Genomic DNA, 26564 nt, shown 5'->3' with positions numbered 1-26564 from the left:
AAGCTGATCTCTCAAGACCGTTTTGCCGGAACCTTCCGAAAGGCCGGCGCCGCGCACGATCGCCCTCTGCGCCCGACATCTCCAATTCTGGATCAACGTCCCCGCATTGACACCCAAGAGCGTCCGACAGACGGCCGCGATCAATGCCTCTGTGCAAACCGCCTTTGCGCTCGCCAAACGCAGCAGCGCAACGATTCAGGCCTATCAAGAAGCGATCGAGCGCAGGACCAGCACTGCCAGACCCCGATAAAGCATCAGGCCTTACAGAACAGAGTATCCAACAATTTCAGGGTGAAAAAGTGGTGCCCGGAGGCGGATTCGAACCACCGACACGCGGATTTTCAATCCGCTGCTCTACCAACTGAGCTATCCGGGCACTTTCGGCTTCGGGCGCTGCCCTCTGCTTCGGTAGGGCGGTATTTAGAGAAGCTCGGGGGTGGTGTCCAGAGGGAATTTGAAGTTTTTTCAAATTTCCTTCCAGCCCCCCTCAAAATTCCGAATTCTCCAGTATTTTCAGATCAGTGGGGTTTCTGATCGGGGGCCCATTCCTCCGGTGCGCGCTCTTCTTCCTCGGCAATATCGCCCGGAATCACATAGGACCCGTTAAGCCACTTCGCCAGATCCACATCGGCGCAGCGTCTGGAACAGAAGGGCCGGTATTTGGCATCGGCTTTCTTGCCGCAGACGGGGCAGCTCATGCTGCCCCCTTCCCGACCAGCGCCTCCAGCGAGACGCGATCGCGTTTGCGTTGCAGCTCATAATTGCCCAAGGGCGTCCAGCCCGCAAGCGACGCCTCGGCCTCGCCCTTGAAGGCAGTCTTCATCTGCTGCTCCAGTGGCTGGCGGTCACGTTTGGGCATCGGCGCGAAATCGACAACGATCTGCCCACCCAAGCCCCGCAGACGCAGCTGACGCGGCAGCTCGCGCGCGGCGGCGATATTGGCCTTCAGGCTGGCCGCAGGCGAGGTGTCATTGCCGGTATTCACATCCACGGCGATCAGCGCGCGCGTCGGCTCGATCATCATATGCGCGCCCCCCGGCAACTCGACCCGCGCGCGCAAAAGCGCGTCGAGCTGCTCGAGCACCCCGTGCTCCTCGAAGGAGCCCTCGATCACCTCTTCGGGTTCCGGCTCGGCCCAGTCGCGCCATGCCTCCTCATGCGGGTCCGGCACATCAACCAGCAGCTCCGGCTCGCCCGAGAGATCCGCCATCACCGCCTCGGCCAGCTCGCGCATGGCGTTGATATCCTCGGCCAGCTCGCCCTCCTCGGCCAACGGCGCGGCAGAGCGCAGGATCAACCCCATATCCGAGCCGTCCATCACCACATCCGCCAGCGACTTCAGACCATCGCGGGTGTCCTCGTTGCGGATACGGCGCGAGATATTGATGCCGGGCGCACCGGGCGTCACGATACAATAGCGCGATTTGAACAGCACCCGCAGCGAGACCGGAACGGCCTTGCCCGCCTCGGTGCCGCCAGTGACCATGCAGATCACAGTCTGACCGGGCGCAAGGCCCTTGACCTCGCGCAGGAAGCCGCGCTGGCCTTCGGGCAGGTCCACGAAAACCCCGCCCTGCCCCTTCATCTGGCGGCCCACCTTGCCGCGCAGGATCGCACCCGGCGCAAGCGGCTGCACTTCGGAGGCATCAATCAGGAAATCTTCCAGTTGACCATCCACCATCAAAGCGGCGGCCTCGCGTTCTTTGTAGCTGCCCAGAACGATAGTACGCCCCTTCATACGGCCTCCTTGGCGGTCACGCCCGCCGATGTCAGTAGGGTTGCGGTCTCGGCGAGGGGAAGCCCCACGACGCCGGTGTAAGACCCTTGGATCCACGGGATGAAGGCCCCGCCCAAGCCTTGGATGGCATAGCCACCCGCCTTGCCCTGCCATTCGCCCGAGGCAAGATAGGCGTTCACATCCTCATTCGACAGCGGGCGGAATTTCACCACCGTATCGACCAGACGTTCACGGATGCCAAAGGCCCCACGCACGGCCACAGCCGTCAGCACATGGTGACGGCGGCCCGACAGCATAAAAAGGAATTCGGCGGCCTCGGCGGCATCTTCGGGTTTGCCCAAGATGCGGCGGCCACAGGTGACGGTGGTATCGGCGCAAAGAATGACCTCATCGGCCGCAAGATCCAGCGCCATTGCCTTCTCGCGGGCCATCCGCGCGACATAATCGCGGGGGCGTTCATTCTTGCGGGGGGTCTCGTCGATATCTGGTGCCCGCACGGCGTCGGGCACCAGACCTAGCTGGTCCAGTAGCTCGCGTCGCCTCGGGCTCGCGGAGCCTAGGATCAGTTTCATGGGCTTACTTGAAGCGGTAGTTGATGCGACCTTTCGAAAGGTCGTAGGTGTTCATTTCGACTTGAACTTTGTCGCCGGCGAGAACGCGGATGCGGTTTTTGCGCATCTTCCCTGCCATATGTGCGATGATTTCATGGCCGTTCTCAAGCTCGACCCGAAACGTCGCATTTGGCAGGAGTTCCTTCACGACGCCGGGGAATTCGAGCATTTCTTCCTTGGCCATGGTCACTCCATAATTGCGTAAAGGCGCTTGAAACGCGCCATCGTGGCGCTTAAATGCGCCCGCCCGCTTTAAAATTCAAGCTTAATGTCAAGGCTGGGGGGCAGTTTCACGCACAATCGCGACCGTTTCGGCCTGATCGGCGCTTTCGGGCCAGTGCTGAAACAGCAAAACCCCGCCATCATGGCGCGATTGCCGCACCTGATCCAGATCGACCTGCGCATGGACCCAGCCCGGAGAATCAAGCCCGCCTTCGGCCAGCACCCCCGTTTCCGGCCAGCCGGTATCGGGCGGGCCGAAGACCCCCGCAGCCCCGCGGTTCGTATCGACCGCAGGACACCAATCGACATCTCCCACGGTGGGCGATTGCACTGTGACACATTGGTTTTCCAGCGCCCGCGCCTGCGCCCCGATCCGCACCCGCGAGTAGCCCGCCACCGTATCGGTGCAGGACGGCACAAGAAGGATCTCGGCGCCCTTCTCGCACAGCGCCCGCGCCAGCAGGGGAAATTCGCTATCGTAGCAGATGGTGATGCCGATGCGCCCGAGGGCGGTGTCAAAGACCTGCAGCCCCTCGCCCGCGCCGATCTGCCAGTCCTCGCGTTCAAAGCGCGTCATCACCGCCTTGTCCTGATGGCCGATCAGACCGGCAGGCCCCACAAGGGTCGCGCGGTTGGTGCGGATATCGGCCCCTGTATGGTTTTCGATTACCGGCCCCGAGGGCACAAGGATATGCACGCGATGCCGGAAGGCCAGATCGATAAACAGCGTCTCCATTTCAGGGCGATAACGCGCCACAACCTGCAGTGCGGCCTCCAAGTCGCGCGCAGCCTCGGCCCCGCCCAGTGACGCCAGCTCCATCGCGCCATATTCGGGAAAGACCAGAAGCTGGGCCCCCTCGGCCACGGCCGCTTCGACCCATTGCGTCACTTTGGCCTCATAGGCGTCCCAACTATCATGCCAGTCCAGCGGATAGGCAGCGGTAGCGATATGGAGTGTCATAGGGCACGCCCCCAGAATTGCAGATATTTCACCGTTTCAGCGGTCTCGCCCAGATCCGTCCAGCGGAAACCGGCGATCACCCCCTCCAGCGGCTGATAGCCCCGTTTATGCCAGAACTGATCCAGCGGGCGATAGGCCGCGGGCTTCAAAGGATGGTGACCCTCGCGGATTACCGCGCAGAAGACGCTGTGGCTGCGCCCGAGCGCCCGTGCATGTGTTTCACGGGCTTCAAAGAAGGCATGGCCCAAACCCTGCCCGCGATAGTCCGGCAGAAGAACCGATTCCGCGCAGTAGAACACATCCCCCAGCGCCAGACCGGTGCGGCCAAAGGGGGCCGCGAAATCTGCGGCATGGTCTTCCAGCGGCGTGCCGGTGGCCGCCCCCACAAGCCGCGCGCCGTCAAAAGCGCCAACCACGACCGCGTCCTCCGACGAACGGTAGCGTTCCAGATAGCGCCGCTCGTACTCCAGCGAGCCGTCATAGATATAGGGCCAGTCGCGGAACACGCGGATGCGCAGCTCTGCCACATCGTCCAAGGCGGCATCCAGCGCCGCCCCCGTAAGCACACGCACCTCCATCAGGAGACCTGCTTGATCCAGTCCGAGAGGTTGTAATAGGTGGTCACCCGCGCGATCTTGCCACCCTTGAGGTCAAAGAAGGTGCCCGCAGGCAGGCGGTAGTTTTGCCCCTTGGCGTCGGGCAGGCCTTCATCCGTCTTCAGATAGGTGCCGTTGACGATAAATTCCGCCGCAGCCCGCGTGCCCGCCTCATTCGCCATCACGCAGAGATCAGTCAGCGTCTCGCGGTAGCACTGCGTCATATGGGCATTGAATTCGCGGAAGGCCTCGGCCCCACGGCGGATATTGCCCTCATTCACATGATGTTCGAAATCATCCGCCAGAAGCGCCTCCATCGCAGCGGTATCTCCGGCGTTGAAAGCATCGTAATAGGTCTTCAGGGTCTCAAGAGCCTCAAGGCGTGACATGGTTCCATCCTGCTGGTTTTGTTATTCATTATGGGTGGGTGGCCCGAAGCGCGACACCATCCGGTCGCGGATCTGGTCACGGGTCTGGCGATAGGCGGCCAGCTTGGCCTCGCGCCCCTCGCCGATGCCCGTGGGGTCCATGATCGGCCAATATTCGATATCCAGATGATAGAAGCGGGTCAGCTCCAGCGCCTGACGCTGGCTGGCGGGCGACAAGGCGACGATCAGATCGAAGGTCGAGATATCATCGCCCCATTCCTGCATATCCTCGAAGCTGCGCACGCGGTGGCGTTCCAGATCCACGCCCACCTCATGCATGACGGCAATCGTGAACCCGTCGATATCCAGTTCCGATTTAACGCCTGCCGATTGCACATACACGCCAGGGCCATAGAAGCGCTTCATCATCCCCTCGGCCATCGGAGAGCGCGTGGCATTGTAGTCACAACAAAACAGCACCGATTGCGGCAAGCCTGACATTATTTCACCGGCGATAGGACACAAACAAGGGTGAACAGCCGCCGGGCGGTATCAAGATCCAGCTCGGCCTTGCCTTCCAGACGTTCCTCAAGGATCCGCGCACCCTCGTTATGGATGCCGCGCCGCGCCATATCGATCGCCTCGATCTGGCTGGGCGGCATGGTTTTCACAGCCTCGAAATAGCTTTCGCAGATCTGGAAGTAATCCTTGATCACCTGCCGGAAGGGGCCGAAAGACAGGTGGAACTCGGCCAGCGGATCATCGCTCTCGCTGCGGGTATCAAAGACCAGCCGCCCGTCGCGCACCGACAGCAGCAGGTTGAACGGCCCTTCCGGCGCGGCCAGATCGCCTTTCCCCGGCAGGGTGAAGCTATTGTCTTCCAGAAGGTCGAAAATGGCCACACGACGTTCCTGCTCGATCTCCGCGCTCGGCGCGGGCAGACCGGAATCATCGACTTCCAACTTGGCAATATGGGCCATTACTCTTCTCTCCCTGTGGCCGACGACGCGGCTTTAGGAAAGGCTAGACCGAGTAATGGCCACGCGCAACCGCGTCCCACGACAGAGGCGGGCGCGATTGCGACGATCAGGTTATTTATTCAGCGCATCCAGACGCGCGCGGACCGAAAGACCATGCGCTTCAAGGCTTTCGGATTTCGCCAGCACCTCGGCCCCCGGCCCGATCTGACGCAGCGCCTCGGGCGTCATCATCGACAGCGTGGTGCGTTTGACGAAATCGAACACCGACAGCCCCGAAGAGAAACGCGCCGAACGTGCCGTTGGCAGAACATGGTTCGGCCCGCCGATGTAATCGCCAATCGCCTCGGGCGTCCAGGCACCCATGAAGATCGCGCCCGCATGGGTGATCTCTTGCGCCAGAGCCTCGGGGTCGGCCACGCAAAGCTCAAGGTGCTCGGGCGCCACGCGGTTTGACAGCTCTGCCGCCTCGGCCAGATCGCGGGTGAGGATCACCGCGCCAAAGTCACGCCAGCTTGCCCCCGCGATTTCGCGGCGTTCCAGCGTCTCAAGGCGTTTTTCCACGGCCTCGACGACCTTATTGGCAAAGCCCTCGTCGGGGGTGATCAGGATCGATTGCGCCGAAGCGTCATGTTCGGCCTGCGACAGCAGGTCCAAAGCGATCCAGTCGGGGTCATTCTGCCCATCGGCAATCACGAGGATCTCCGAGGGACCGGCGATCATATCGATGCCCACCTTGCCAAAGACCCGACGTTTTGCCGCCGCCACAAAGGCATTACCGGGGCCGGTGATCTTATCCACGGGGCGGATGGTGTCCGTGCCATAGGCCAGTGCCGCCACGGCCTGCGCGCCGCCGATACGGTAGATCTCGTCCACACCCGCAATCCGGGCTGCCAGCAGAACAAGCGGGTTCACCTTTCCATCGGGCGTAGGGCAGACCACGACCAGACGCTCGACGCCTGCGACCTTGGCGGGGATCGCATTCATCAACACCGAGGACGGGTAGCTCGCCAGACCGCCCGGCACATAAAGCCCCGCCGCAGAAACAGGCGTGAAGCGCCAGCCCAGTTTCGCGCCGCTTTCCTCTTCCCACATCGCATTGGGCGGCATCTGGCGGGCGTGATAGATGCGGATACGCTCGGCGGCCAGTTCCAGCGCCTCGCGTTCTGCCTGTGGCACGCGGGCGATCTCGGCCTCGATCTCGGCGTCCGAGAAGCGCATGGTCTCGGGCGTCAGCTCCAGCCGGTCGAATTTCGCGGTCAGTTCCAGCACGGCGACATCGCCCCGTGCCCGCACATCCGCGATGATCTGGCCGACGGCCGCATCCACATCGGGGCTATCCTCGCGCTTCATGCCCAATAGCGCGGTGAAACGGGTCTCGAAATCGGCAGCAAGCGTGGTCAGGAAATGCGGCATGGGAGTCTCCTTGAGGTCGCCACGGAAATAGTCCAGCAGGCAGGCATGGGCAAGCACTACTGCGCGGATAGGCGCCCCGCCATAAGCGCCGACAGCGCCACCATCACCGTGGCCACCCCCAGCATCAGGGGCAGCCCTCCCAGCTGATAGCTCAGCCCCGAGGCCAGCGTCCCCAGAAGGCGCCCGCCCGCATTGGCCATATAGTAAAACCCCACATCCATGGTGACGCGCTCGGATTTGGTGAAGGCGAGGATCAGATAGGAATGCAGCGAGGAATTCACCGCAAAGACCGCGCCAAAGACCAACAGCCCGATCACCAGCGCCACGGTCAGCCCCTGCCCGCCCAAGCCCAGCGCGGCAATGGTCAACCCCGCAGGTATCACACAAAGCCCCCATGCCCAAAGTTTCGCATCCGCCACAAGCGCCTCTGGTGCGCGGGTCTTGGCCCGCAGGATCTTTGGCGCAAAGCCCTGCACCAGCCCGTAAAGGATGATCCACCCCGCCATGAAGCTGCCGATCAGGAAGAAGGCCGCGCGGTCACCCGCCTCGCTGCCATCCGACAGGATTGCGGTGAAATAGATCGGGATACCCACCACAAACCACACATCCCGCGCACCGAACAGAAACACCCGCGCCGCCGAGAGCCGGTTCACATTGGCCGACTTCGAGAAGACCTCGGAGAATTTCGCCCCCTTGCGCCCCTGCGGCAGCCCCTTCGGCATGGCGATCACGATGGCCATCAGGATCACCGCCAGCACCAGCGCCATGGCAAGGATCGACCCCGTAAAGCCCACCAGCGCCAGAAGCCCCGCGCCCAGCAGAAAGCCAAAGCCCTTCACCGCGTTCTTGGACCCCGTCAGCACCGCAACCCAAGCAAACAGCCCGCCCTGCGCGGAAGGGGCCAAGAGCTTCACCGCCGATTTCGACGACATCTTCGCCAGATCCTTGGCCACGCCAGAGGCGCCCTGCACCGCCATCACATAGAAGACCGAGGCCGTCACCCCCCATGCAGGGTCCAGCCCCGCCAGCGCCAGAAGCGCCACCACCTGCAGCCCCAGCCCCGCATAAAGCGTAGAGGCCAGCCCGAAGCGCGCCGCAATCCAGCCCGCGCAAAGATTGGTGACCATGCCCGCCACCTCATAGAGGAGGAACAGATAGGCCAGCTGCACAGGCGAGAACCCGAGGCTGTGGAAATGCAACAGCACCAGCATCCTCAGCGCGCCATCGCTGAGCATAAATGCCCAATAGGCCGCCGTGACAGCGATATAGGCCGAAAGCCCCTCGGGCTTCTGCCCGCCGGAGGTCACAGCGACTGCCCGACCATCAGAGCCACATCCACCAGACGATGGGCATAGCCATATTCGTTATCATACCACGCATAGATCTTTACCTGCGTGCCATTGATGACCATCGTCGAGGGCGCATCAATGATCGACGAACGCACATCATTGACGTAATCGGCCGACACCAGAGGCCGCGTTTCATAGCCCAGAATGCCCTTCAACACCCCTTCCGAGGCCGCCTTGAACAAGGCGTTGACCTCTTCGGCAGAGGTCGCGCGTTCGACCTCGAAGACGCAATCTGTCAGTGACCCGTTCAGCAGGGGCACCCGCACCGCATGACCGTTCAGACGGCCCTTCAGCTCGGGGTAGATCAGCGTGATCGCCGTGGCCGAGCCGGTTGTCGTGGGGATCAGCGAATTCAGCGCCGAGCGCGCGCGCCGCAGGTCCTTGGCGGGGCGGTCCACGAGGGTCTGGGTATTGGTGACATTATGCAGCGTGGTGATCGAGCCATGTTTGATGCCCAGCCCCTCATGGATCACCTTCACCACCGGCGCCAGACAGTTGGTCGTGCAGCTGGCTGCCGTCACGATGTGATGGCGCGCGGGGTCATAGCTGTCGTTATTCACGCCATAGACGATATTCGCCGTCGGCCCGTCCTTCACCGGCGCCGAAACCACCACCTTCTTCACTCCCGCTGCGAAATAGGGCGCCAGATCGGCCTCGGTCTTGAATTTGCCGGTGCAGTCGATCACCACATCCACACCCTCCAGCGGCAGATCGGCCAGCGCAGGGGTGCCCACGAAAGGCAGGCGCACCCCGTCGATGCTGACCGATGTCGCATCATGCGCAAACAGCGAATCCCAGCGCCCGTGCACGCTATCGAATTCCAGCAGGTGGGCGTGAAGCTCGGGCGTACCGATCGCGTCATTGATCCATGCAATCTCGGCCCCCGCATCCAGAAGCGGGCGCAGCGCCAGCTTTCCCATCCGGCCCAGACCATTCAGCGCATAGCGTACCATTCTAATGTCCCTCCCTTCGGGCAATATCGTCCACGGCGCGCTGCACGGCGAGGCGATCCAGACTTTCGAGAGGCAGCGCGATAAACGCCTCGATCCGGCGGCGCAAAGCTCCGTAAGCCTCGCGGAAGGCCAAGGCCGCCTCAGCGGGGCTGCGTGCCTGCGCGGCCCGCGCCACCGGATCAGGCACGCCCCAATGGCCGCTGACAGGCCGTCCGGGCAAGGCCGGGCAATCCTCGTTGGCGGCCAGATCACAGACCGTAAACACAAAATCGAAAGGCGGCTCATCGGCCAAGGAGCCGAGATCCTTGGAAAACAGCCCGCCCACATCATGGCATTGCTGCTGCAACAGCGTCACCGTCTGCGGGTTGATCGTACTTCCGGGATGGGTGCCCGCAGAATGCACCTCGAAACGGTCTGCCCCCAGCTCGCGCAACAGGGCTTCGGCAAAGATCGAGCGCGCGGAATTGCCGGTGCAGACAAACAGCACCCGATACCGGCGCGCAGGCTTGCGGGGGGCCAAAGACAGACAGTCCGACACCCGCCCGCGACAGCAGTCATCCAGCAGAAATCCGAAAGTGGTCTGCACGACCTCCATCTCGATGCGGTAAAGAAGCGACGTCCCCACCCGCTCTTTCGCCAAAAGCCCCGTCTGCATCAGCGCGGCAAGATAGGCCGAAAGCGTGCTGGGCCGCAGCCCGAGGATCTGCCCGATCTCGCCTGCGGGCAACTGATCGGGATAGCGGCGCGTCAGAAGCCGGAACACCGCAAGCCGCTGCGGGTGGCCCAAAACGGCGAGAATTTCTGCAATCTCTTTTTCCATATTTCGTGGATATGCGAAATATGAGCCCGCAACCAGTGAAACTTTTGTAACGACGCAGGAAGACGGCCCGGACGCTCCTACTGTGGCGGGAAAGGATCTTTGATCGTCCTCCCGAAGAGCCGCGCAATGGTCAAGGCCAGCGCGAGCGCGATATAATGCCGTTCACGCAGTCAGATGCCGCCCGTCAGATGCACAGCCAACGTGACATCCCCCGAAGCTCCCCGCCCGCAGATCCCCGACTGCCGAACAGCCCTTACATGCCATCGTCACGGTGCTGCGGCACCTTGCCCGAGACAGCCTTGTAAGGCTTGGTCACATCGCGCAAATCCACGGCCAATGCCTCGACAGAAACCGCAATCGCGCCATCCCCTGCCAAGGTCAGCACCAGCTCGCCCGCGCCATCCTCCGCAGGGGTCCAGACCAGATCGAGGATCGAGAGCACCAGATCTTTCTCGGCCCGGTCCACCCCTTGCGAACGCACGGCCAGCACTTCGGACACCACCAGAAGCGATTGCACCCGCTCATAGGCGCGCCCTTCGGCTTCGGCGGCGGCACGATCTTCCCAGCGGAAACGATTGACCAGCAGCGCCAGTTGGCGACGGGCGCGATCATAGCGGATCTCGGTCACCGGCAAGACACAATCCTGCACCAGCGCGGAAATCACCGGCAGGTCTTCGGCCGTCTCCGCCCGCAAAGCCAAGGCGCGTTCCGCCCCGTCCTCGAATCTTGCATCCGCCATAGTCGCCTCCGTCCATTGATCTGCTGCCGCAAAGATAGACGGGCAGGCCTGCCCGTCCAGAAAGTCTGTCCAGAAAGTCCGGCCAGAAAGTCCGGCCAGAAGGTCTATCCCCCTTCCGGATCGGTGCCTATTCGGACACGCGCTCGATATCGGCACCGACGGCCTTCAGCTTGCGCACCAGACGTTCATAGCCACGGTCAAGGTGATAGACGCGGTTGACGATGGTCTCGCCCTCGGCGGCAAGACCCGCCAAAATCAGCGACACCGAGGCCCGCAGGTCGGTCGCCATCACCGGCGCCCCCTTCAGCTTCTTGACGCCATGCACGGTGGCATGCCCGCCATGCACCTCGATATTGGCGCCCATCCGCACCAGTTCGGGCGCATGCATGAAGCGGTTCTCAAAGATCTTCTCTTCCAGAACCGAAGTCCCTTCGGCGGTACACAAAAGTGCCATCATCTGCGCCTGCAGGTCGGTCGGGAAGCCCGGATAGGGTTCGGTGACCACATCCACCGCATTCACCACATCCCCGCGACGCTTGACCTTGATCCCGTCTCTGGTCTCTTCGACATGAATGCCCGCCGCATCGAGCTTCTCGCAGAAGGATTCGACCAGCGCGATCTTGCCGCCCAGACATTCAACCTCGCCGCCACAGATCGCAGGGGCCAGCATATAGGTGCCCAGCTCGATCCGGTCGGCCACAACGGGATGGGTCGCGCCATGCAGACGGTCCACACCCTGAATTTCGATGGTCGACGTGCCATCGCCCGAAATCTGCGCGCCCATCGCCCGCAGGCAATCCGCCAGATCGACGATCTCGGGTTCGCGCGCGGCATTCTTCAGCACCGAGGTGCCCTTGGCCAGAGCCGCCGCCATCAGGAAATTCTCGGTGGCCCCCACAGAGGCAAAGCGCATCTCGTGCACAGCGCCTTTCAGGCGGCCACCGGCAACCTTGGCATGCAGATAGCCTTCCTTCAGCTCGATCTCGGCGCCCAAAGCGGTGAGCGCATCAATATGGATATCCATCGGGCGCGCGCCGATCGCACAGCCACCGGGCAGCGAGACGACCGCATGGCCCAGACGCGCCAGCAGCGGCCCCAGCACGAGGTTCGAGGCCCGCATCTTGCGCACGATGTCATAATCGGCCACCGGATTGATCTCGCCATGACAGGCCGAGGCCAGCACCTTGCCCTCCTGCAACTGGGTGACCTCGGCCCCGAGGCTGGCCAGAAGATCGGTCATGGTGCGGATGTCAGACAGACGCGGCGCATTGGTCAGCGTCAGCGGTTCCTCCGACAGAAGCGTGGCCGGCATCAGCGCCAGACAGGCGTTTTTCGCGCCCGCGATTGGGATCTGCCCCGAAAGCGGCCCGTTGCCGCGCACGATAATGCGGTCCATCAGCTGTCCTTTTCGTTCTGCTCGTGTGGCGGCGTGCCGTGAGAGGCTGCACCATCCCTATCTGTTTCTATCTGCTCGGCCTTACGACCGCGTGCCTGCGCCTTACGGCGGGAAAGATTCGCACGCAAGGCCGCGCGCAAACGATCTTCTCGCGCCGATTTGGGGTCTTTCGACCCGTTCTTGGGGTTCTTCGGATCCTGTGCCATGCGCCTTCTGTAGCGTCAGGAGAAAAATCTGTCGAGAGATGTCATTTTTTCTCTTGCACCCGTCGGCGACCTCCTCTAAATCCCCGCTCACGGTCGAAGGGCGGCACTGAAAAGCACCGCCACCGACACAGGATGCTGCCGTAGCTCAGGGGTAGAGCACTCCCTTGGTAAGGGAGAGGTCGAGAGTTCAAATCTCTCCGGCAGCACCACTTAAATCACCGAAAATATATAGCAACCTCTCGCTCAAGCTAGGTTCCTTATGTTTAAGCTGGATCTTGAGGCCAGACGTTAGCACGCGACGCTTTCAGCAAAGCACCTGCCTGTCCGGCAATAAAAAGGGCGCGCGGGAATTCAGCGGCTGCGTTTATCCGCCGCCATACCGGCCGGGGTACCCGCAGCCGCGTTAGCCATCGCAGGCGCAACCTACGCCTTTATGACACTGCTTGCTGCGGCTGATGCAGCTATTTCCGCAGGCTTTCCCCTTATGGCAGGTCTTGCAGCAGCCCGCATAGACTGCCGCCCTCGGGCCGTCGAGCGCGTGCAGGCGCTCCAGAAAGCTTTGCGCCGGAGAGGAAAGCGCGGGAACCGCCGCCTCCTGCGCCCGACCCGCACCGGACAGGGTTGCCATCACCCCGACCGCCATTACAAAAATCTTCAACAAAACCACAAACCCATCAGCCAGACGCTCAATAGCGGCCCCTTACTGATCTCTCTTGCCGCGAAAGAGAAGCTTGCCCTACGCATTTTATCCACTTTCTCCGGTGGATCGCTTCGCATTTCGCCGCTTTTTTGCACATGGGCCCGCCCCGCCCGCTCAAAATGCTCTCGCAAGACGGGTAACGCAGCATTTTGCAGCGCGAAACTGAAAGAAATCCCACGAATCGCCGGTTTTCTGGCAAGAAGGTCTTGTCGCTTGGCAACGGTGCCGCGACACGGAATTTCTCCCCGATGATCGGGGAATGAGCAAAGCCGCTCGATGTATTGGACCTAACGGGGCCCGATCATCGGCGGCTTTTTTTGTTTTTCGACTTTGCTGCATGGCAGCCCGCAAAGGACGTGACATGAAGAAACTTCTCCTTGGCCTCGCAGCCAGCACGCTTCTGGCCAGCCCGACCTTCGCCGAGATGCTGGATCTCGAGAAGGACCAGCTGACCTTCGGCTTCATCAAGCTGACCGATATGGCGCCCTTGGCCGTGGCCTATGAAAAAGGGTATTTCGACGATGAGGGCCTGTTTGTGACCCTTGAGGCGCAGGCCAACTGGAAAGTGCTGCTGGATGGCGTGATTTCGGGCACGCTGGATGGCGCGCATATGCTGGCAGGCCAGCCGCTGGCGGCGACCATCGGCTATGGCACAAAGGCGCATATCGTCACGCCCTTCTCGATGGACCTCAATGGCAACGGCATCACCGTTTCGAACGAGGTCTGGGAAGAGATGAAGGCCAATCTGGAAACCGATGCGGATGGCAAGATCAAGCACCCGATCTCGGCCGAAGCGCTGAAGCCGGTGGTCGACCGCTTTAAATCCGAAGGTAAGCCCTTCAATATGGGTATGGTTTTCCCCGTCTCGACCCATAACTACGAGCTGCGCTACTGGCTGGCGGCGGGTGGTCTGAACCCCGGTTACTATTCGCCCGAAGATGTGAAGGGCCAGATTGATGCGGATGTCTTCCTGTCGGTGACCCCTCCGCCGCAAATGCCCGCAACCCTCGAGGCAGGCACCATCATGGGCTATTGCGTGGGCGAGCCGTGGAACCAGCAGGCCGTGTTCAAAGGCATCGGCGTGCCGGTGGTGACCGATTACGAGATCTGGAAGAACAACCCCGAGAAAGTCTTCGGCCTGACCGCAGACTTCATCGACCAGAACCCCAATACCACGCTGGCCATCACCAAAGCGCTGATCCGCGCCGCCATCTGGCTGGATGAGAACGACAACGCCAACCGTCCCGAGGCGGTGGAGATCCTGTCGCGCCCCGAATATGTCGGCGCCGATGCGGAAGTGATCGCCAATTCGATGACCGGCACCTTCGAGTATGAAAAAGGCGACAAGCGCGACGTGCCGGATTTCAACACCTTCTTCCGTCACAACGCGACCTACCCCTTCTATTCGGATGCGGTGTGGTATCTGACGCAGATGCGCCGCTGGGGCCAGATCCCCGAAGCCAAGCCCGACAGCTGGTATGACGAAGTGGCGAAATCAGTCTATAAGCCCGAGATCTACCTCAAAGCCGCGCGGATGCTGGTCGAGGAAGGCAAGGCGAACGAGGCCGACTTCCCGTGGGATAGCGATGGCTACAAAGCCCCGACCCCCGCAGCCGATGTGATCGACGGGATCGGCTATGACGGCAAACACCCCAACGCCTATATCGACAGCCTGCCCATCGGCCTGAAAGACGCGCAGACCGTCGAAGGCGCGGAAGTCAAAGGCTAAGCGCACCGTCCGGCGGCCCGCCCGCCGGCCCCCCCCCATTCCTCCGGCATCCAGACGCCATATCGCCCCAAAGGATCCGATCATGACCGCCATCGACCCGCAATCGCTTGAGACAAATGATAGCAAGGCCCGCGAAGAACGGCGCGCCCGCGCGTTCACCCGCATCAACCGCGCCGATGGCTGGTTCAAGGTGCTGGGTCTGGCATGGATCACCCCGATCCTGAAGATCATGGCGGGCGACAATCCCCGCACCCAAGGGCGCGAAATCTGGAAGCTTCTGGGTGTGCCGGTTCTGGCCATCGTGGCCTTCCTTGTGGCTTGGGGCACGCTTGCGCCCAAGGTGCAGACCTCGCTTGGCGCAATCCCCGGCCCCGTCGCCGTCTGGGATGAGGCCGTATCGCTGAATAACGATGCCCTCGCCAAGGCGGCCAAAGAGCACCAGCACAACGAGCGTGTTGCCGCCCGCAACGAGAAGCTGATCGCCGCCGGCAAGGCCGATCAGGTCAAGGATATCCCCTATACCGGCGCGCCCTCCTATTACGACCAGATCTGGACCTCGATCAAAACCGTCTTCTTCGGCTTCCTGATCGGGTCGGTCATCGCCATTCCGCTGGGGATCTTTGCAGGCCTCTCGCCCTATGCCAATGCCGCGATCAACCCGCTGGTGCAGATCTTCAAACCCGTCTCGCCGCTCGCATGGCTGCCGATTGTGACCATGGTTGTCTCGGCGCTTTATGCCACCAATGACGGGCTGTTTGCCAAATCCTTCCTTGTCTCGGCCATCACCGTGACGCTGTGCTCTCTTTGGCCCACGCTGATCAATACCGCTCTTGGTGTGGCCTCGATCGACAAAGACCTGATCTCGGTTTCCAAGGTGCTGAAAATGAACACCTATACCAAGATCACCAAACTGGTTCTGCCTTCCGCCCTGCCGCTGATCTTCACCGGCCTGCGTCTGTCGCTTGGTGTGGGCTGGATGGTGCTGATCGCCGCCGAGATGCTGGCCCAGAACCCCGGTCTTGGCAAATTCGTCTGGGACGAGTTCCAGAACGGCTCCTCGCAATCGCTGGCGCGCATCATCGTAGCCGTGCTGACCATCGGCATCATCGGCTTCCTGCTTGACCGTGTGATGTTCGCCCTGCAGTCGCTCTTCACCTTCTCGAACAACCGGTGATCTCTATGGGTATCATTGACTTCAAGAACGTCTCGAAAAGCCACGGCGATGGCACCAATGCCACCCATGTCCTGCGCAACATCAACCTCGAGGTAGAAGAGGGCGAGTTCCTCGTGCTCCTCGGCTTCTCCGGCACCGGCAAGACGACGCTGATCAACCTGATGGCGGGGCTCGATACGCCCTCGCGCGGCGAGGTCACCTTCCGCGGCCAGAAAATCACCGGCCCCGGCCCCGAGCGTGGCGTGATCTTCCAGAACTACTCGCTGATGCCGTGGCTGACGGTGGATGGCAATGTGATGCTGGCGGTGGATGCGGTTTTCCCGCAGCTGTCGAAGGCCGAGAAACAGGCCAAGGTGGATCACTTCATCAAGATGGTGGGGCTTGCCCATGCCAAGACCCGCCGCCCTGCGGAGCTGTCGGGCGGGATGCGCCAGCGGGTGAATGTGGCCCGTGCGCTGGCGATGAACCCCGAGGTGCTGCTGCTGGACGAGCCGCTTTCGGCGCTGGATGCGCTGACCCGCGCCAATCTGGCCGATGAGATCGAAGCGATCTGGGAGGCCGACAAGAAGACCTGCGTGCTGATCACCAATGACGTGGATGAGGCGATCCTTCTGGCCGACCGTATCATCGCGCTCAACCCCGATGGCACTTTGGGTCAGGAATTCCGCGTGGCGATCCCCCGCCCGCGTGACCGCTCGGCCATGAACCATGACGCGGGCTTCCATGCCCTGCGCGCCGAGGTGACGAAATACCTGATGGATGCGGGCATCGAGGCCGCTGCCGAAGGGTCGCGTTCGCTGCCCAATGTCACCCCGATCCATGCGCTGCCCAAAGCCTATGAGGAAGCGGGCCGCAGCCTGAATGACGAGAAATACCTGCAGTTCTCGCAGCTTCACAAAATCTACCCCACGCCGAAAGGCCCGTTGACCGTTGTGGAAGACTTCAACCTTGATGTGCAGAAGGGCGAATTCATCAGCCTGATCGGCCATTCGGGTTGCGGCAAATCCACCGTGCTGACGATGTGCGCGGGGCTGAACGGCATCTCCAAGGGTGCGATCAAGCTGGATGGTCTCCACGTCGAGGGCGCCGACCCCGAGCGTGCCGTGGTGTTCCAATCGCCCAACCTCTTCCCGTGGCTGACCGCCAAGGAAAACGTGGCGATTGGTGTGGATAAGGTCTACCCCAATGCCAGCCGCGCCGAGCGTCAGGATGTGGTGGAATATTACCTTGAACGCGTGGGCCTTGCCGATGCGATGGATAAATCCGCCTCCGACATGTCGAACGGCATGAAGCAGCGTGTGGGGATTGCCCGCGCCTTCGCTCTGTCGCCGAAACTTCTGCTGCTGGATGAACCCTTTGGCATGCTTGACAGCCTCACCCGCTGGGAGCTGCAGGAGGTTCTGATGGAGGTCTGGTCGCGCACCAAGGTCACGGCGATCTGCGTCACCCATGATGTCGATGAGGCGATCCTTCTGGCCGACCGCGTGGTGATGATGACCAATGGCCCGCAGGCGACCATCGGCAAGATCACCGATGTGAAACTGCCCCGGCCGCGCACCCGCAAGGCGCTGCTCGACCACCCCGATTACTACACCTACCGTCAGGAAGTGCTCGATTTCCTAGAGGAATACGAGCATGGCGCAAAACCCAAGCGCCCCGCAAAGATCGCGGCGGAGTAAGGGCCATGAAGACGCGTCTGGTCGTCATCGGTGCGGGAATGGCTTCGGGGCGGATGCTGGAGCATCTGGTGAAAACCGCCCCCAATGCCTTCGAGATCACCCTGTTCAACGCGGAAAACCGCGGGAACTACAACCGGCTGATGCTGTCGCCCGTTCTGGCGGGCGAGAAAACCTACGAAGAGATCGTGACCCATGATGCCGAATGGTACGCCCGTCACGGCATCACAACCCGCTTTGGCGAGCGTGTCACCATGATTGACCGCGCGTCGAAGACTGTCATAGGCGAGCATGGCCCAGTGCCCTATGACAGGCTGGTGATCGCGACGGGGTCCAACCCCTTCGTGATCCCCATGCCCGGCCATGATCTGCCCGGCGTCATTTCGTGGCGCGACTGGGATGATACGCAAGTCATGATCGGCCAGCAAAAAGGCACCCGCGCTGTGGTGCTGGGCGGCGGCGTCTTGGGTCTTGAGGCCGCGGCTGGCATGGCCGCACGCGGTATGGATGTGACCGTGGTCCATCTGGAGAGCCACCTGATGAACCGCCAGCTTGACGCAGAGGCCGGCGCGATGCTGGCGCGTACCTTGGAAGCACGCGGGCTGAAGATCCGTTGCAGCACGGCGTCAGAAGCGATTGTCGCGGGCCCCGATGGCCATGTGGCGGAGCTGCGTTTGAAAGATGGCTCCACCCTGCCCTGCGACCTGCTGGTGATGGCGGTGGGCATCCGCCCCTCGACCACGCTGGCGCAAGCGGCGGGGCTTGCGGTCGGGCGCGGCATCACGGTGGACGACCACCTGCGCACCTCCGATCCGTCAATCTTCGCGCTTGGCGAATGTGTCGAGCTGAACGGCGCTCTTTTCGGGCTGGTCGCGCCCCTTTACGATCAGGCCGAGGTGCTGGCCGCCAATCTGACCGGAGCGGACCAGAGCTATATCCCGAAAGAGACCTCGACCAAGCTGAAGGTCACCGGCTGCGATCTCTTCTCGGCGGGCTGTTTCGCCGAAGGGCCGGACCGCGAAGAAATCCTGCTGAGCGCACCGGAAGATGGTATCTACAAGCGCCTTGTCATCGCAGACCAGAAGCTGGTGGGCGCGGTGATCTATGGCGACACCGAACATGGCGGTTTCTATTACGGGCTGATCCGTGATGGCGCCGATATTTCCGATCTGCGCGAGGCGCTGATCTTCGGGCCTGCCTCGGCCAATGCCGCAGCCCAGCCAAGCCGGTGCTCTCTCGCCGGTTAAGCCCTAAGGACAAAGGATCAAGGTCATGAAAGACACCCATCTGGCCCTGAATGACGCCCCTTGGACCCGCTCGACCTGCGCTTATTGTGGCGTGGGCTGCGGGGTGCTTTTGCGCAATACCGCCCATGGGCTAGAGGTGAAGGGCGACCCTGATCACCCCGCCAATAAGGGGCGTCTGTGTTCCAAGGGCTCCGCCTTGGGTGAAACCGTGGGGCTTGAGGGCCGCCTGCTTGCGCCCGAGATCCATGGCCGCCCAGCCGATTGGGATCAGGCACTAGATCTGGTGGCAAGCCGTTTCAAAGAGACCATTGCCGAACATGGGCCGGATTCAGTGGCCTTCTATGTCTCGGGGCAGCTTTTGACCGAGGATTATTATCTGGTCAACAAACTGGCGAAAGGCTTCATCGGCACCGCCAATATCGACACGAATTCAAGGCTTTGCATGGCGTCCACCGTCGCAGGGCATAAACGCGCCTTCGGCACCGATACCGTGCCCGGCACCTATGAGGACTTGGAAGAGGCCGATCTGATCGTGCTGACGGGGTCCAACCTCGCTTGGTGCCATCCGGTGCTCTATCAGCGCATCATGGCTGCCAAAGCCGCACGCCCCGAGATGAAGATTATCGTGATCGACCCGCGCCGGACGGCCAGCTGCGATCAGGCCGAGCTGCATCTCGCGCTGAAACCCGGCACGGATGTGGCGCTGTTCAACTCGCTTCTGGCCGAGATCGCGCGGCGCAATGCGGTGGACCCCGCCTTTGCGCCCAATGTGGCGGGGCTGGAAGAGGCCTTCGGCAATGCCGAGATGGATGATCCTGCGGTCACCGGCCTTTCGCCCGAAGACATCGCCCGTTTCCATGATCTTTGGATCGGCACGCAGAAGGTCGTCACCATTTTCAGCCAAGGCGTGAACCAGTCGTCTTCGGGTGCCGATAAGGTGAATGCGATCCTCAACTGCCATCTGGCGACGGGGCGCATCGGCCTGCCCGGATGTGGGCCGTTTTCCGTCACCGGTCAGCCCAATGCCATGGGCGGGCGCGAGGTAGGGGGGCTTGCCAATATGCTTGCCTGCCATCTGGATCTGGAGAATGCCGACCACCGCTCTGCCGTGCGCAGCTTCTGGGATGCGCCCGAGATGCCCGTGGCGCCGGGGCTGAAGGCTGTGGATATGTTCCGCGCCATCGGCGAGGGCAAGATCAAGGCGGTCTGGATCATCCACACCAATCCGGTGGTCTCGATGCCCGATGCCGACCGCGTGGCCGAGGCGCTGAAGGGCTGTGACTTTGTGGTGGTGTCGGATGTGACCCGCGCCACCGATACCGCGCGTCTGGCGCATGTGCTGCTGCCCGCCGCTGGCTGGGGCGAGAAAAACGGTACTGTCACCAATTCTGACCGCACGATCTCGCGGCAGCGCCCTGCCCTGCCGATCCCCGGTGAGGCCCGCGAGGATTGGCGCCAGATTGCCGAGGTAGGCCGCCGCATGGGCTGGCCCCGCGCCTTTGATTACGAGCACCCCGCCGAGATCTTCCGCGAATATGCCGCTCTCTCGCATGTGGCCGCCCGCTTTGGCCGCGATTTCGATATTTCCGGCTTCGAGAGCCTGTCGCTGAGCGATTATGACGCGCTTTCCCCCACCCGCTGGCCGGTCAATGAAACCCGTCAGGGCGGTCGTTTCTTTGCCGATGGCAAGTTCTTCACCCCCGATGGCCGTGCGCGTGCTCTGGCGGTAACTTACCGTCCGCCTGCCGCCAAGACCGAGAAACGCTATCCCCTGCGGCTGAACACGGGCCGTATCCGCGACCAGTGGCATACGATGACGCGCACCGGCAAAACCGCGCGGCTTTCGGCGCATCTGGGCGAGCCCTTCGTCGAGATCCACCCCGAGGATGCGGCAGCCAAGGGCATCAAATCCGCCGATCTGGTGCGGCTGACCTCGCCCACGGGCCAAGGCATCTTCCGTGCGCTGATCACCGAGGCCACCCGCAAGGGCGATGTCTTTGCGCCGATCCATTGGACGGGCGAGACCGCGCCCTCGGCCCGCGTGGATGCGCTGGTGGCATCGGTCGTTGACCCCGTCTCGGGCCAGCCCGAAAGCAAGGCCGCCGTTGTGCGGGCGGATCGTTTCGAGGCTGACTGGTACGGGTTTGCCATTTCGGCCAAGCCGATGCAGGCCGATTGCGACTATCAGGCCTATGCGCCGACGCAGGCGGGCTTCCGCGCCGAGCTGGCCGGATCGCGCCGCCCTGCGGATTGGGAGGCATGGGCCCGTGCACTCTTTGACCTGCCCGACGGCCCCGTGCAGATCCTGCGCGACGAGGCGCGCGGCATGATCCGTATGGCCTTTCATCAGAATGGCAAGCTGCAGGCGGCGCTGTTTGTGTCGCGCGAGCCGGTGGCCGTGATGCGCGACTATCTGACCACCCTGCCCGGCCAATCCGCCCCTCAGGCGCTTTCGGGCCGCGCCCCCGAAGACCGCCCCGATCCGGGTCCGATCATCTGCGCCTGTTTCAACGTTGGTATGAACACCATCCTCAGTGCCATCACCTCGCAGAACCTGATGAGCGTCGATGCGATAGGGGCGGCGCTGCAGGCAGGCACCAACTGCGGGTCCTGCCGGTCCGAGTTGGCGGGGCTGCTGGCACGAACTGAGGTGCCAAAGCTGAAGGCCTGAACGACCAGATTTTCACCTCTTGGGCGGCCCGCCGAAAGTCGCATCACGCCCAAGACAGCCAGCGCTTGCGTGGCCCGCGAAACTGGCCCAGATTGCGGTTATGAAAGACGAACTCTCCATCCTGCTGGTCGAATCCGACCGTGATCGCGCGATGCAAATCGTGGATCTTCTGTCGCAAGACCAAAGCGTAAAAATTGCCGTTATCTCCGAGTCTGCGGGGCTGGCGCGTCATATTGCCGAGCGCAATCCCGATGTGGTGCTGATCAATCTGGCCAGCCCCTCGCGCGATATTCTCGAAGACCTTGCGGCGACCTCCGGCCCGCTGGAGCGTCCGGTGGCGATTTTCGTCGATAAATCCGATGACAGCCTGACACGGGCGGCGATCGAGGCGGGCGTTTCCGCCTATGTCGTGGACGGGCTGCAGGCCCATCGGGTGCGCCCCGTTCTGGATGCGGCGATCACGCGGTTCAATATGTTCAACCGTATGCGGCGCGAATTGGAAACCACCAAGCGCGCGCTGGAAGAGCGCAAGCTGATCGACCGCGCCAAGGGGATCTTGATGAAGGCGCGCGGCCTGTCCGAAGACGAGGCCTATGCCCTTCTGCGCAAGACGGCGATGGACCGGGGCCGCAAGGTCTCCGAGGTCGCCGAGGCTCTGGTGACGACGGCAGGGCTTTTGGCATGACTTTGACACTCAAGGCAGGTTTTCTACCGCTAACCGATGCCGCCCCGCTGATTGTTGCCCGCGAGATGGGCTTTGCCGCCGAGGAAGATCTGGAACTCGATCTGGTCAAACTGCCCTCTTGGTCGGTGATGCGCGATTACCTGATGCTGGGGATGATCGATGCGGCCCATCTTCTGTCGCCGGTGCCGGTCGCCAAGGCGCTGGGGCTCTCGGGCCCCGAGGGCCGGATCGATGCGATTGCGGCGATGAATACGGGCGGCAATGTGATCGGCGTCAGTGCCGCGATTGCCGAAGAGATGCGCGCCGCTGGGCACCGTTTCGATTTTGCCGATGCGCGAGCGGCGGGCGAGGCGCTGCTGGCGCTGGGGCGGCCTTTGCGGGTGGGCGTGCCCTTCCCCTTCTCGATGCATGCCGAGCTGCTGTATTACTGGCTTGAACGCTGCGGGCTAAGCGATCCGGCGATGCTGGCGGTCAATACGGTGCCGCCGCCGCTGATGGCCGATGCGTTGGCCGCGGGCGAGATCGACGCCTTCTGCGTGGGCGAGCCCTGGGGGTCGCTTTCGGTCGAAAATGGCGTAGGAACGCTTTTACTGCCCACAAGCGCGATTAGGCGTTCGGCAATCGAAAAGGTGCTGGCGGTGCGCGGCGGCTGGGCCGATGACAATAGCGATCTGGCGGAGCGGCTGTTGCGGGCCCTTTGGCGGGCGGGCACTTGGCTGGACCGTCCACTCAAACGCGCCACAGCCGCCGAGATCATGTCCCGCCCCGAATATCTGGACCTGCCCGTCAATCTGATCGAGCGCGGTCTGAATGGCAGTTTCGTAATTTCTGAAATGGGTGAAGTCCGGCAGGATCCGCATTTCCTGACCTTTCAGGAAGGCGCTGTGGGCTTTCCGTGGCGGTCTCAGGCAAGCTGGATCGCCATGCGCATTGCCAAACGTCTGGGTCTGGAAGAGGCGAGCGCCATCAAGACCGGCAAAAGCTGCTTCCGCACCGATATCTACCGCAAGCATCTGCGCGAGCTTGGTGCTGATCTTCCCGGAGCTTCAGAAAAGCTTGAAGGTGCCATTTCGCAGCCCACGGCGGTGCCTTCGGAACGCGGCCGCGTGATCCTGTCGCCCGATCATTTCTTTGACGGGCAGGTCTTTGATCCCGAAAGTTAAAAAAGGGTCCAGAGGATGCTCTGGACCCAGTCTGGGGTAATATCGGCGGAGCTTACCAGCAGTTATATTGCAGGTATTTGCCCGACATCTCGACCTTCACGCGGTCGCCTTTCTCATGCGGCACCTTCTCGACCTTCATGTCGAAATCGATGGCCGACATGATGCCATCACCGAATTTCTCGTGGATCAGCGCCTTGAGCGTCGGACCATAGACGCCAACGATCTCGTAAAAGCGGTAGATGCAGGGGTCGGTCGGTACGGTCTGATCCCAGATCTTGGTCGGGCTTTCGGTCAGCGCCTCCAGCGCCTCTTCGGGCAGATCCAAGAGGTCGATGATCGCGCGGGCCTTGGCTTCGGGGAAAGCATTCATTCCCATCGCTGCCGAATGGGTCCAGACGGGCGACATAGCGATCCCTTCGGCAATGCCTTCCCACGTCAGGGACTTGCGCTTTTTCGCCTGCAGGATCAGGGCGGTGGCGTCTTCTTTGGTCAGGCTTTCGGTCAGAAGGTCTTTCATGGTCGTTCTCCCGGATTGGCCGTCACGTGACAGCAAGATAAAGGCAAAGCACTGCCAGAACGGCACAGAGGCTTTGCCAGAGTAAAACCGGATTACGCTCGACCAGCGGGCGGTGGTGGCCTGATTGCCACTCCGGGCTGGGGCGTGTCATATCGGCCAGAAACTCCGACAGCGCATCATAGCGGCGGCTGGGATCGGGATGGCAGGCCCGTTTCAGTGCCTGATCCATCCAGTCGGGCACGCCGCTTAGGTCATCGCGGGCCGAGGCATAGCGAAGGGCTGCCTGATCCTTGCGCGAGCGGATGCGCGCCACCTTGGCGCCATAGGGCAGACGGCCCGTCAGCATCTCATAGGTGATCACCGCCAGCGCATATTGATCCGACCGCCAGCTGACCTGATCGCCCGACAGATATTCCGGCGCGGTATATTGGTAGGTCCCCGCCTGAGCGCCCAATCCACCCGCGGTCGTGCGTTCAACGCCCGTCACCGCAACCGAGCCAAGGTCGATAATCTTCACCGTGCCTTGGCGGTCGATCATGATATTTTCGGGGCGCAGGTCCTGATGGATCATATTGCGCCTATGCAGCGCACGCAGACCCTGAATGATCTGGCCCAATATGGCACGCAGCTGCGGCAATTCGGGCTGCGGGTGATCGGTCATCCACTGACGCAGGCTCTGGCCCTCGATCCATTCCGACACCGCAAAAAGATAGCTGCGCGGCCCCGCCTCGGGCACCCGCAGCACATGATCAGACCGGACCCTGCGCGCGGCCCATTCCTCGGCCAGAAAGCCCGCGCGGAAGGTCGGATCCTCGGCCATCTCGGCAGAGGGGATCTTCAGCGCGACGCGCAGACCATCGAGGGATTCGGCCATATAGATATGGCTGCGGGCGGTCGACTGGATCTGGCGGATGATGCGGAACCCGTCCAGCATCTCGCCCGCGCGCGGCAGCGCAGGCAGGGTAAGATCCTGCGGCAAGGGCGCATCGGACGCGGGCAGCTGATCCAGCCGCAAGATCTGTACGCTAAGGTTATCGGCACTGCCCGCCAGAAGCGCCTGATCCACCAGCTTCTGCGCGGCCTCCTGCGGGTCGGACAGAAGAAAGGCCATGCGCAGCGCCTCGGGCGACAGATGCTCATGCAGACCATCGGTCGAAAGCATCAGGATATCGCCCTCTTCGAGGGGCAGGCTGCGATAGGTTACCTCGGGCTGGGGGCCGATCCCCAAAGCGGCCTCCAGCGTGGTGCCCGTGCGGTGATCTTCGGTCAGCGCCTGCAAATGCCCCCCGCGCCACAGGCTGATCCGGCTATCCCCGAGATGCAGGCAATGGGCGATCTGATCCTTGACCACAAGCGCCGCCAAGGTCGCCACATGGCCCTTCTCGATATCGGTCAGCGCCTCATTCGCGGCCCAAAGCGCTGCATTGATCGCAGAGACCACCCCCATGGCAGAGGTCTTCACCGGCCATGAGGCAGGCGTGGCGTAGTAATCGTTGAGAAAGGAGGTCACCGCGAATTCCGCCGCCTCCGCTCCGAATTCCGAGGTGGAAATCCCGTCGGCCAGCACAAGGCTGATCCCATGGCCCGCGCTATCGGTCAGCATCGCCCCCGAGCGGTCCTGATTTTCGGGTTTCACCCCCGCAACCGACAGCTGACCAAGAGAGACCCGAAGGCTATTGCGCATTGGCTTCATGGAAATATCCCTCAGGCTTCAATAAGAAGGCCCCGCCAATGGCAGGGCCTTCCTCCGAGAGTGGATTACTCTGCGGCCACGCCGCTTGCGTCGTTATTGCGCGAGATCTGCGCATTACGCTTGGGGGATTCCTTGAAGTGGGTCATGTAGATCATGCCGCCCACGAAGGTCAGACCGCCAACGAGGTTGCCCAGAACCACGGGAATTTCGTTGAACAGCAGGTAGTCGGACCAAGTGAACTGGCCACCCAGCATGATGCCCGAGGGGAACAGGAACATGTTCACGATCGAATGCTCGAAACCGAGGTAGAAGAAGACGAGGATCGGCATCCACATCGCCATGATCTTACCCGAGACCGAGTTCGACATCATCGCGGCCACCACACCGGTCGAGACCATCCAGTTGCACATCACGGCGCGGATGAAGACGGTCAGCATGCCCGAAGCACCGGCTGCGGCATAGCCCAGCGTGCGGGCCTCACCGATCTTACCGATCTTCTGGCCCACGGCATTCGGCTCGGTCGAGAAGCCCATGGTGAAGATAATCGCCATAAAGATCGCCACGGTCATCGCGCCACCAAAATTGCCCAGAGCCACCAGCCCCCAGTTGCGGAACACGCCGCCCCAGGTACAGCCCGGACGTTTGGCAACAACGGCCAGCGGCGCAAGGGTGAACACGCCGGTCAAGAGGTCAAAGCCCAGCAGGTAGAGCATGCAGAAGCCCACGGGGAACAGCAGCGAGGCAACGAGGAAGTTGCCCGTCTGCACCGCGATGGTGACCGCAAAAGCCGCCGCCAGCGCGAGGATGGCCCCCGCCATATAGGCACGGATCAGCGTGTCTTTGGTGGACATGAAGATCTTGCCTTCACCGGCATCGACCATCTTGGCCGCGAATTCCTTGGGTTGGATATACGACATGAGTTTAGGTCCCTGTTGGTTGATTTTTATAGGTCTTATC

Annotated in this window: 27 protein-coding genes and 2 tRNA genes; 8 read left to right on the top strand and 21 right to left on the bottom strand. The window is 62.1% G+C overall.

From position 1 onward, the window contains the following. Window positions 1-300: 300 nt before the first annotated feature. The 17 genes from RPE78_RS09080 to RPE78_RS09000 all read right to left on the bottom strand — a co-directional run bounded on the left by RPE78_RS09080 (window position 301) and on the right by RPE78_RS09000 (window position 12352). A tRNA-Phe gene (locus RPE78_RS09080) sits at window positions 301-376 on the bottom strand. A gap of 142 nt (window positions 377-518) precedes the next feature. Beyond that, window positions 519-698: a DNA gyrase inhibitor YacG gene (locus RPE78_RS09075; protein WP_339109185.1), complete on the bottom strand. Its 180-nt coding sequence runs from the start codon at window positions 696-698 to the stop codon at window positions 519-521. After that, on the bottom strand, window positions 695-1738 hold the full coding sequence (locus RPE78_RS09070; RefSeq protein WP_406720358.1) for a ribonuclease E/G: 1044 nt from the start codon (window positions 1736-1738) through the stop codon (window positions 695-697). Before RPE78_RS09070 ends, RPE78_RS09075 begins: the two co-directional genes overlap by 4 nt. Then, window positions 1735-2310, bottom strand: a complete 576-nt coding sequence (locus RPE78_RS09065) for a Maf family protein (RefSeq protein WP_406720357.1) — start codon at window positions 2308-2310, stop codon at window positions 1735-1737. The genes RPE78_RS09070 and RPE78_RS09065 overlap by 4 nt, the downstream gene beginning before the upstream one ends. Window positions 2311-2314: 4 nt before the next feature. After that, complete coding sequence (infA, locus tag RPE78_RS09060; RefSeq protein WP_036636451.1) at window positions 2315-2533, bottom strand: translation initiation factor IF-1; 219 nt, start codon at window positions 2531-2533, stop codon at window positions 2315-2317. A gap of 87 nt (window positions 2534-2620) precedes the next feature. Beyond that, window positions 2621-3532, bottom strand: a complete 912-nt coding sequence (locus RPE78_RS09055; RefSeq protein ID WP_406720356.1) for a carbon-nitrogen hydrolase family protein — start codon at window positions 3530-3532, stop codon at window positions 2621-2623. Then, the gene (locus RPE78_RS09050; protein WP_406720355.1) at window positions 3529-4110 is read right to left on the bottom strand and encodes a GNAT family N-acetyltransferase; all 582 of its coding nucleotides are present in this window, start codon (window positions 4108-4110) and stop codon (window positions 3529-3531) included. The genes RPE78_RS09055 and RPE78_RS09050 overlap by 4 nt, the downstream gene beginning before the upstream one ends. Further along, window positions 4110-4517 (bottom strand): ketosteroid isomerase-related protein, encoded by a 408-nt coding sequence (locus tag RPE78_RS09045; protein ID WP_406720354.1) that lies wholly within the window; start codon window positions 4515-4517, stop codon window positions 4110-4112. Before RPE78_RS09045 ends, RPE78_RS09050 begins: the two co-directional genes overlap by 1 nt. Window positions 4518-4538: 21 nt before the next feature. Further along, window positions 4539-4997 carry a low molecular weight phosphatase family protein gene (locus RPE78_RS09040; protein ID WP_339109179.1) on the bottom strand — a complete coding sequence of 153 codons (459 nt, stop codon included), beginning with the start codon at window positions 4995-4997 and terminating at the stop codon, window positions 4539-4541. Continuing rightward, window positions 4997-5476, bottom strand: coding sequence for a UPF0262 family protein (locus tag RPE78_RS09035; protein WP_339109178.1), 480 nt, complete (start codon window positions 5474-5476; stop codon window positions 4997-4999). Before RPE78_RS09035 ends, RPE78_RS09040 begins: the two co-directional genes overlap by 1 nt. 111 nt (window positions 5477-5587) lie before the next feature. Further along, complete coding sequence (gene hisD, locus RPE78_RS09030) at window positions 5588-6889, bottom strand: histidinol dehydrogenase (protein WP_406720353.1); 1302 nt, start codon at window positions 6887-6889, stop codon at window positions 5588-5590. Window positions 6890-6945: 56 nt separating this feature from the next. Further along, the gene (gene arsJ / locus RPE78_RS09025) at window positions 6946-8196 is read right to left on the bottom strand and encodes an organoarsenical effux MFS transporter ArsJ (RefSeq protein WP_406720352.1); all 1251 of its coding nucleotides are present in this window, start codon (window positions 8194-8196) and stop codon (window positions 6946-6948) included. Further along, complete coding sequence (locus RPE78_RS09020) at window positions 8193-9191, bottom strand: ArsJ-associated glyceraldehyde-3-phosphate dehydrogenase (protein WP_406720351.1); 999 nt, start codon at window positions 9189-9191, stop codon at window positions 8193-8195. The genes arsJ and RPE78_RS09020 overlap by 4 nt, the downstream gene beginning before the upstream one ends. A gap of 1 nt (window position 9192) precedes the next feature. Further along, entirely contained in the window at window positions 9193-10011 is an 819-nt protein-coding gene (locus RPE78_RS09015) for an ArsR family transcriptional regulator (RefSeq protein ID WP_406720350.1), read from the bottom strand. Window positions 10012-10264: 253 nt separating this feature from the next. Beyond that, window positions 10265-10750 carry a DUF2948 family protein gene (locus RPE78_RS09010; protein WP_406720349.1) on the bottom strand — a complete coding sequence of 162 codons (486 nt, stop codon included), beginning with the start codon at window positions 10748-10750 and terminating at the stop codon, window positions 10265-10267. A 127-nt stretch (window positions 10751-10877) separates the two neighbouring features. Beyond that, window positions 10878-12146: a UDP-N-acetylglucosamine 1-carboxyvinyltransferase gene (gene murA, locus RPE78_RS09005; protein ID WP_406720348.1), complete on the bottom strand. Its 1269-nt coding sequence runs from the start codon at window positions 12144-12146 to the stop codon at window positions 10878-10880. After that, the gene (locus RPE78_RS09000; RefSeq protein ID WP_339109171.1) at window positions 12146-12352 is read right to left on the bottom strand and encodes a hypothetical protein; all 207 of its coding nucleotides are present in this window, start codon (window positions 12350-12352) and stop codon (window positions 12146-12148) included. The genes murA and RPE78_RS09000 overlap by 1 nt, the downstream gene beginning before the upstream one ends. Window positions 12353-12486: 134 nt before the next feature. On the opposite strand from RPE78_RS09000, the gene RPE78_RS08995 reads away from it, so the two are divergent. After that, a tRNA-Thr gene (locus RPE78_RS08995) sits at window positions 12487-12561 on the top strand. Window positions 12562-12755: 194 nt separating this feature from the next. Here RPE78_RS08995 and RPE78_RS08990 read toward each other — a convergent pair. Next, entirely contained in the window at window positions 12756-13013 is a 258-nt protein-coding gene (locus tag RPE78_RS08990; RefSeq protein ID WP_406720347.1) for a hypothetical protein, read from the bottom strand. A 400-nt stretch (window positions 13014-13413) separates the two neighbouring features. On the opposite strand from RPE78_RS08990, the gene RPE78_RS08985 reads away from it, so the two are divergent. The 7 genes from RPE78_RS08985 to RPE78_RS08955 all read left to right on the top strand — a co-directional run bounded on the left by RPE78_RS08985 (window position 13414) and on the right by RPE78_RS08955 (window position 23397). Then, on the top strand, window positions 13414-14781 hold the full coding sequence (locus RPE78_RS08985; RefSeq protein WP_406720346.1) for a CmpA/NrtA family ABC transporter substrate-binding protein: 1368 nt from the start codon (window positions 13414-13416) through the stop codon (window positions 14779-14781). Window positions 14782-14863: 82 nt separating this feature from the next. Continuing rightward, window positions 14864-15955 carry an ABC transporter permease gene (locus RPE78_RS08980; protein ID WP_339109161.1) on the top strand — a complete coding sequence of 364 codons (1092 nt, stop codon included), beginning with the start codon at window positions 14864-14866 and terminating at the stop codon, window positions 15953-15955. A gap of 5 nt (window positions 15956-15960) precedes the next feature. Further along, window positions 15961-17634, top strand: coding sequence for an ABC transporter ATP-binding protein (locus RPE78_RS08975; protein ID WP_406720345.1), 1674 nt, complete (start codon window positions 15961-15963; stop codon window positions 17632-17634). Between the two features lie 5 nt (window positions 17635-17639). Further along, on the top strand, window positions 17640-18878 hold the full coding sequence (locus RPE78_RS08970; protein WP_406720344.1) for an NAD(P)/FAD-dependent oxidoreductase: 1239 nt from the start codon (window positions 17640-17642) through the stop codon (window positions 18876-18878). Between the two features lie 25 nt (window positions 18879-18903). Next, a complete protein-coding gene (locus tag RPE78_RS08965) occupies window positions 18904-21549 on the top strand; it encodes a molybdopterin-dependent oxidoreductase (RefSeq protein WP_406720343.1) in 2646 nt (881 codons plus the stop codon). A gap of 100 nt (window positions 21550-21649) precedes the next feature. Next, window positions 21650-22234: an ANTAR domain-containing protein gene (locus RPE78_RS08960; protein WP_339109157.1), complete on the top strand. Its 585-nt coding sequence runs from the start codon at window positions 21650-21652 to the stop codon at window positions 22232-22234. Beyond that, a complete protein-coding gene (locus tag RPE78_RS08955; RefSeq protein ID WP_406720342.1) occupies window positions 22231-23397 on the top strand; it encodes an ABC transporter substrate-binding protein in 1167 nt (388 codons plus the stop codon). Before RPE78_RS08960 ends, RPE78_RS08955 begins: the two co-directional genes overlap by 4 nt. Window positions 23398-23449: 52 nt before the next feature. On the opposite strand, the gene cynS is transcribed toward RPE78_RS08955, so the two are convergent. The 3 genes from cynS to RPE78_RS08940 all read right to left on the bottom strand — a co-directional run bounded on the left by cynS (window position 23450) and on the right by RPE78_RS08940 (window position 26524). Beyond that, complete coding sequence (gene cynS, locus RPE78_RS08950; RefSeq protein WP_406720341.1) at window positions 23450-23914, bottom strand: cyanase; 465 nt, start codon at window positions 23912-23914, stop codon at window positions 23450-23452. A gap of 22 nt (window positions 23915-23936) precedes the next feature. Continuing rightward, a complete protein-coding gene (locus RPE78_RS08945) occupies window positions 23937-25607 on the bottom strand; it encodes a protein kinase domain-containing protein (RefSeq protein WP_406720340.1) in 1671 nt (556 codons plus the stop codon). A 65-nt stretch (window positions 25608-25672) separates the two neighbouring features. Further along, window positions 25673-26524, bottom strand: a complete 852-nt coding sequence (locus RPE78_RS08940; RefSeq protein ID WP_406720339.1) for a formate/nitrite transporter family protein — start codon at window positions 26522-26524, stop codon at window positions 25673-25675. Window positions 26525-26564 lie beyond the last annotated feature (40 nt).

The sequence above is a fragment of the Thioclava litoralis genome, from assembly GCF_045278885.1.
In the GTDB taxonomy this organism is placed as follows: Bacteria; Pseudomonadota; Alphaproteobacteria; order Rhodobacterales; family Rhodobacteraceae; genus Thioclava; species Thioclava litoralis.
The sequence above is the reverse complement of the archived record's forward strand: the minus strand, read 5'-3'. Positions and strand labels throughout refer to the sequence as shown.

Coding starts and splice junctions, on each gene's coding strand:
- RPE78_RS09075 (WP_339109185.1), bottom strand. CDS start 698: ATGAGCTGCCCCGTCTGCGGCAAGAAAGCCGATGCCAAATACCGGCCC.
- hisD (WP_406720353.1), bottom strand. CDS start 6,889: ATGCCGCATTTCCTGACCACGCTTGCTGCCGATTTCGAGACCCGTTTC.
- RPE78_RS09070 (WP_406720358.1), bottom strand. CDS start 1,738: ATGAAGGGGCGTACTATCGTTCTGGGCAGCTACAAAGAACGCGAGGCC.
- RPE78_RS08985 (WP_406720346.1), top strand. CDS start 13,414: ATGAAGAAACTTCTCCTTGGCCTCGCAGCCAGCACGCTTCTGGCCAGC.
- RPE78_RS09040 (WP_339109179.1), bottom strand. CDS start 4,997: ATGTCAGGCTTGCCGCAATCGGTGCTGTTTTGTTGTGACTACAATGCC.
- RPE78_RS09045 (WP_406720354.1), bottom strand. CDS start 4,517: ATGTCACGCCTTGAGGCTCTTGAGACCCTGAAGACCTATTACGATGCT.
- RPE78_RS08980 (WP_339109161.1), top strand. CDS start 14,864: ATGACCGCCATCGACCCGCAATCGCTTGAGACAAATGATAGCAAGGCC.
- RPE78_RS09065 (WP_406720357.1), bottom strand. CDS start 2,310: ATGAAACTGATCCTAGGCTCCGCGAGCCCGAGGCGACGCGAGCTACTG.
- cynS (WP_406720341.1), bottom strand. CDS start 23,914: ATGAAAGACCTTCTGACCGAAAGCCTGACCAAAGAAGACGCCACCGCC.
- RPE78_RS09000 (WP_339109171.1), bottom strand. CDS start 12,352: ATGGCACAGGATCCGAAGAACCCCAAGAACGGGTCGAAAGACCCCAAA.
- RPE78_RS08965 (WP_406720343.1), top strand. CDS start 18,904: ATGAAAGACACCCATCTGGCCCTGAATGACGCCCCTTGGACCCGCTCG.
- RPE78_RS08960 (WP_339109157.1), top strand. CDS start 21,650: ATGAAAGACGAACTCTCCATCCTGCTGGTCGAATCCGACCGTGATCGC.
- RPE78_RS08970 (WP_406720344.1), top strand. CDS start 17,640: ATGAAGACGCGTCTGGTCGTCATCGGTGCGGGAATGGCTTCGGGGCGG.
- infA (WP_036636451.1), bottom strand. CDS start 2,533: ATGGCCAAGGAAGAAATGCTCGAATTCCCCGGCGTCGTGAAGGAACTC.
- RPE78_RS09015 (WP_406720350.1), bottom strand. CDS start 10,011: ATGGAAAAAGAGATTGCAGAAATTCTCGCCGTTTTGGGCCACCCGCAG.
- RPE78_RS09035 (WP_339109178.1), bottom strand. CDS start 5,476: ATGGCCCATATTGCCAAGTTGGAAGTCGATGATTCCGGTCTGCCCGCG.
- RPE78_RS09050 (WP_406720355.1), bottom strand. CDS start 4,110: ATGGAGGTGCGTGTGCTTACGGGGGCGGCGCTGGATGCCGCCTTGGAC.
- murA (WP_406720348.1), bottom strand. CDS start 12,146: ATGGACCGCATTATCGTGCGCGGCAACGGGCCGCTTTCGGGGCAGATC.
- RPE78_RS09055 (WP_406720356.1), bottom strand. CDS start 3,532: ATGACACTCCATATCGCTACCGCTGCCTATCCGCTGGACTGGCATGAT.
- RPE78_RS08945 (WP_406720340.1), bottom strand. CDS start 25,607: ATGAAGCCAATGCGCAATAGCCTTCGGGTCTCTCTTGGTCAGCTGTCG.
- RPE78_RS09020 (WP_406720351.1), bottom strand. CDS start 9,191: ATGGTACGCTATGCGCTGAATGGTCTGGGCCGGATGGGAAAGCTGGCG.
- RPE78_RS08940 (WP_406720339.1), bottom strand. CDS start 26,524: ATGTCGTATATCCAACCCAAGGAATTCGCGGCCAAGATGGTCGATGCC.
- RPE78_RS08955 (WP_406720342.1), top strand. CDS start 22,231: ATGACTTTGACACTCAAGGCAGGTTTTCTACCGCTAACCGATGCCGCC.
- RPE78_RS08975 (WP_406720345.1), top strand. CDS start 15,961: ATGGGTATCATTGACTTCAAGAACGTCTCGAAAAGCCACGGCGATGGC.
- RPE78_RS09010 (WP_406720349.1), bottom strand. CDS start 10,750: ATGGCGGATGCAAGATTCGAGGACGGGGCGGAACGCGCCTTGGCTTTG.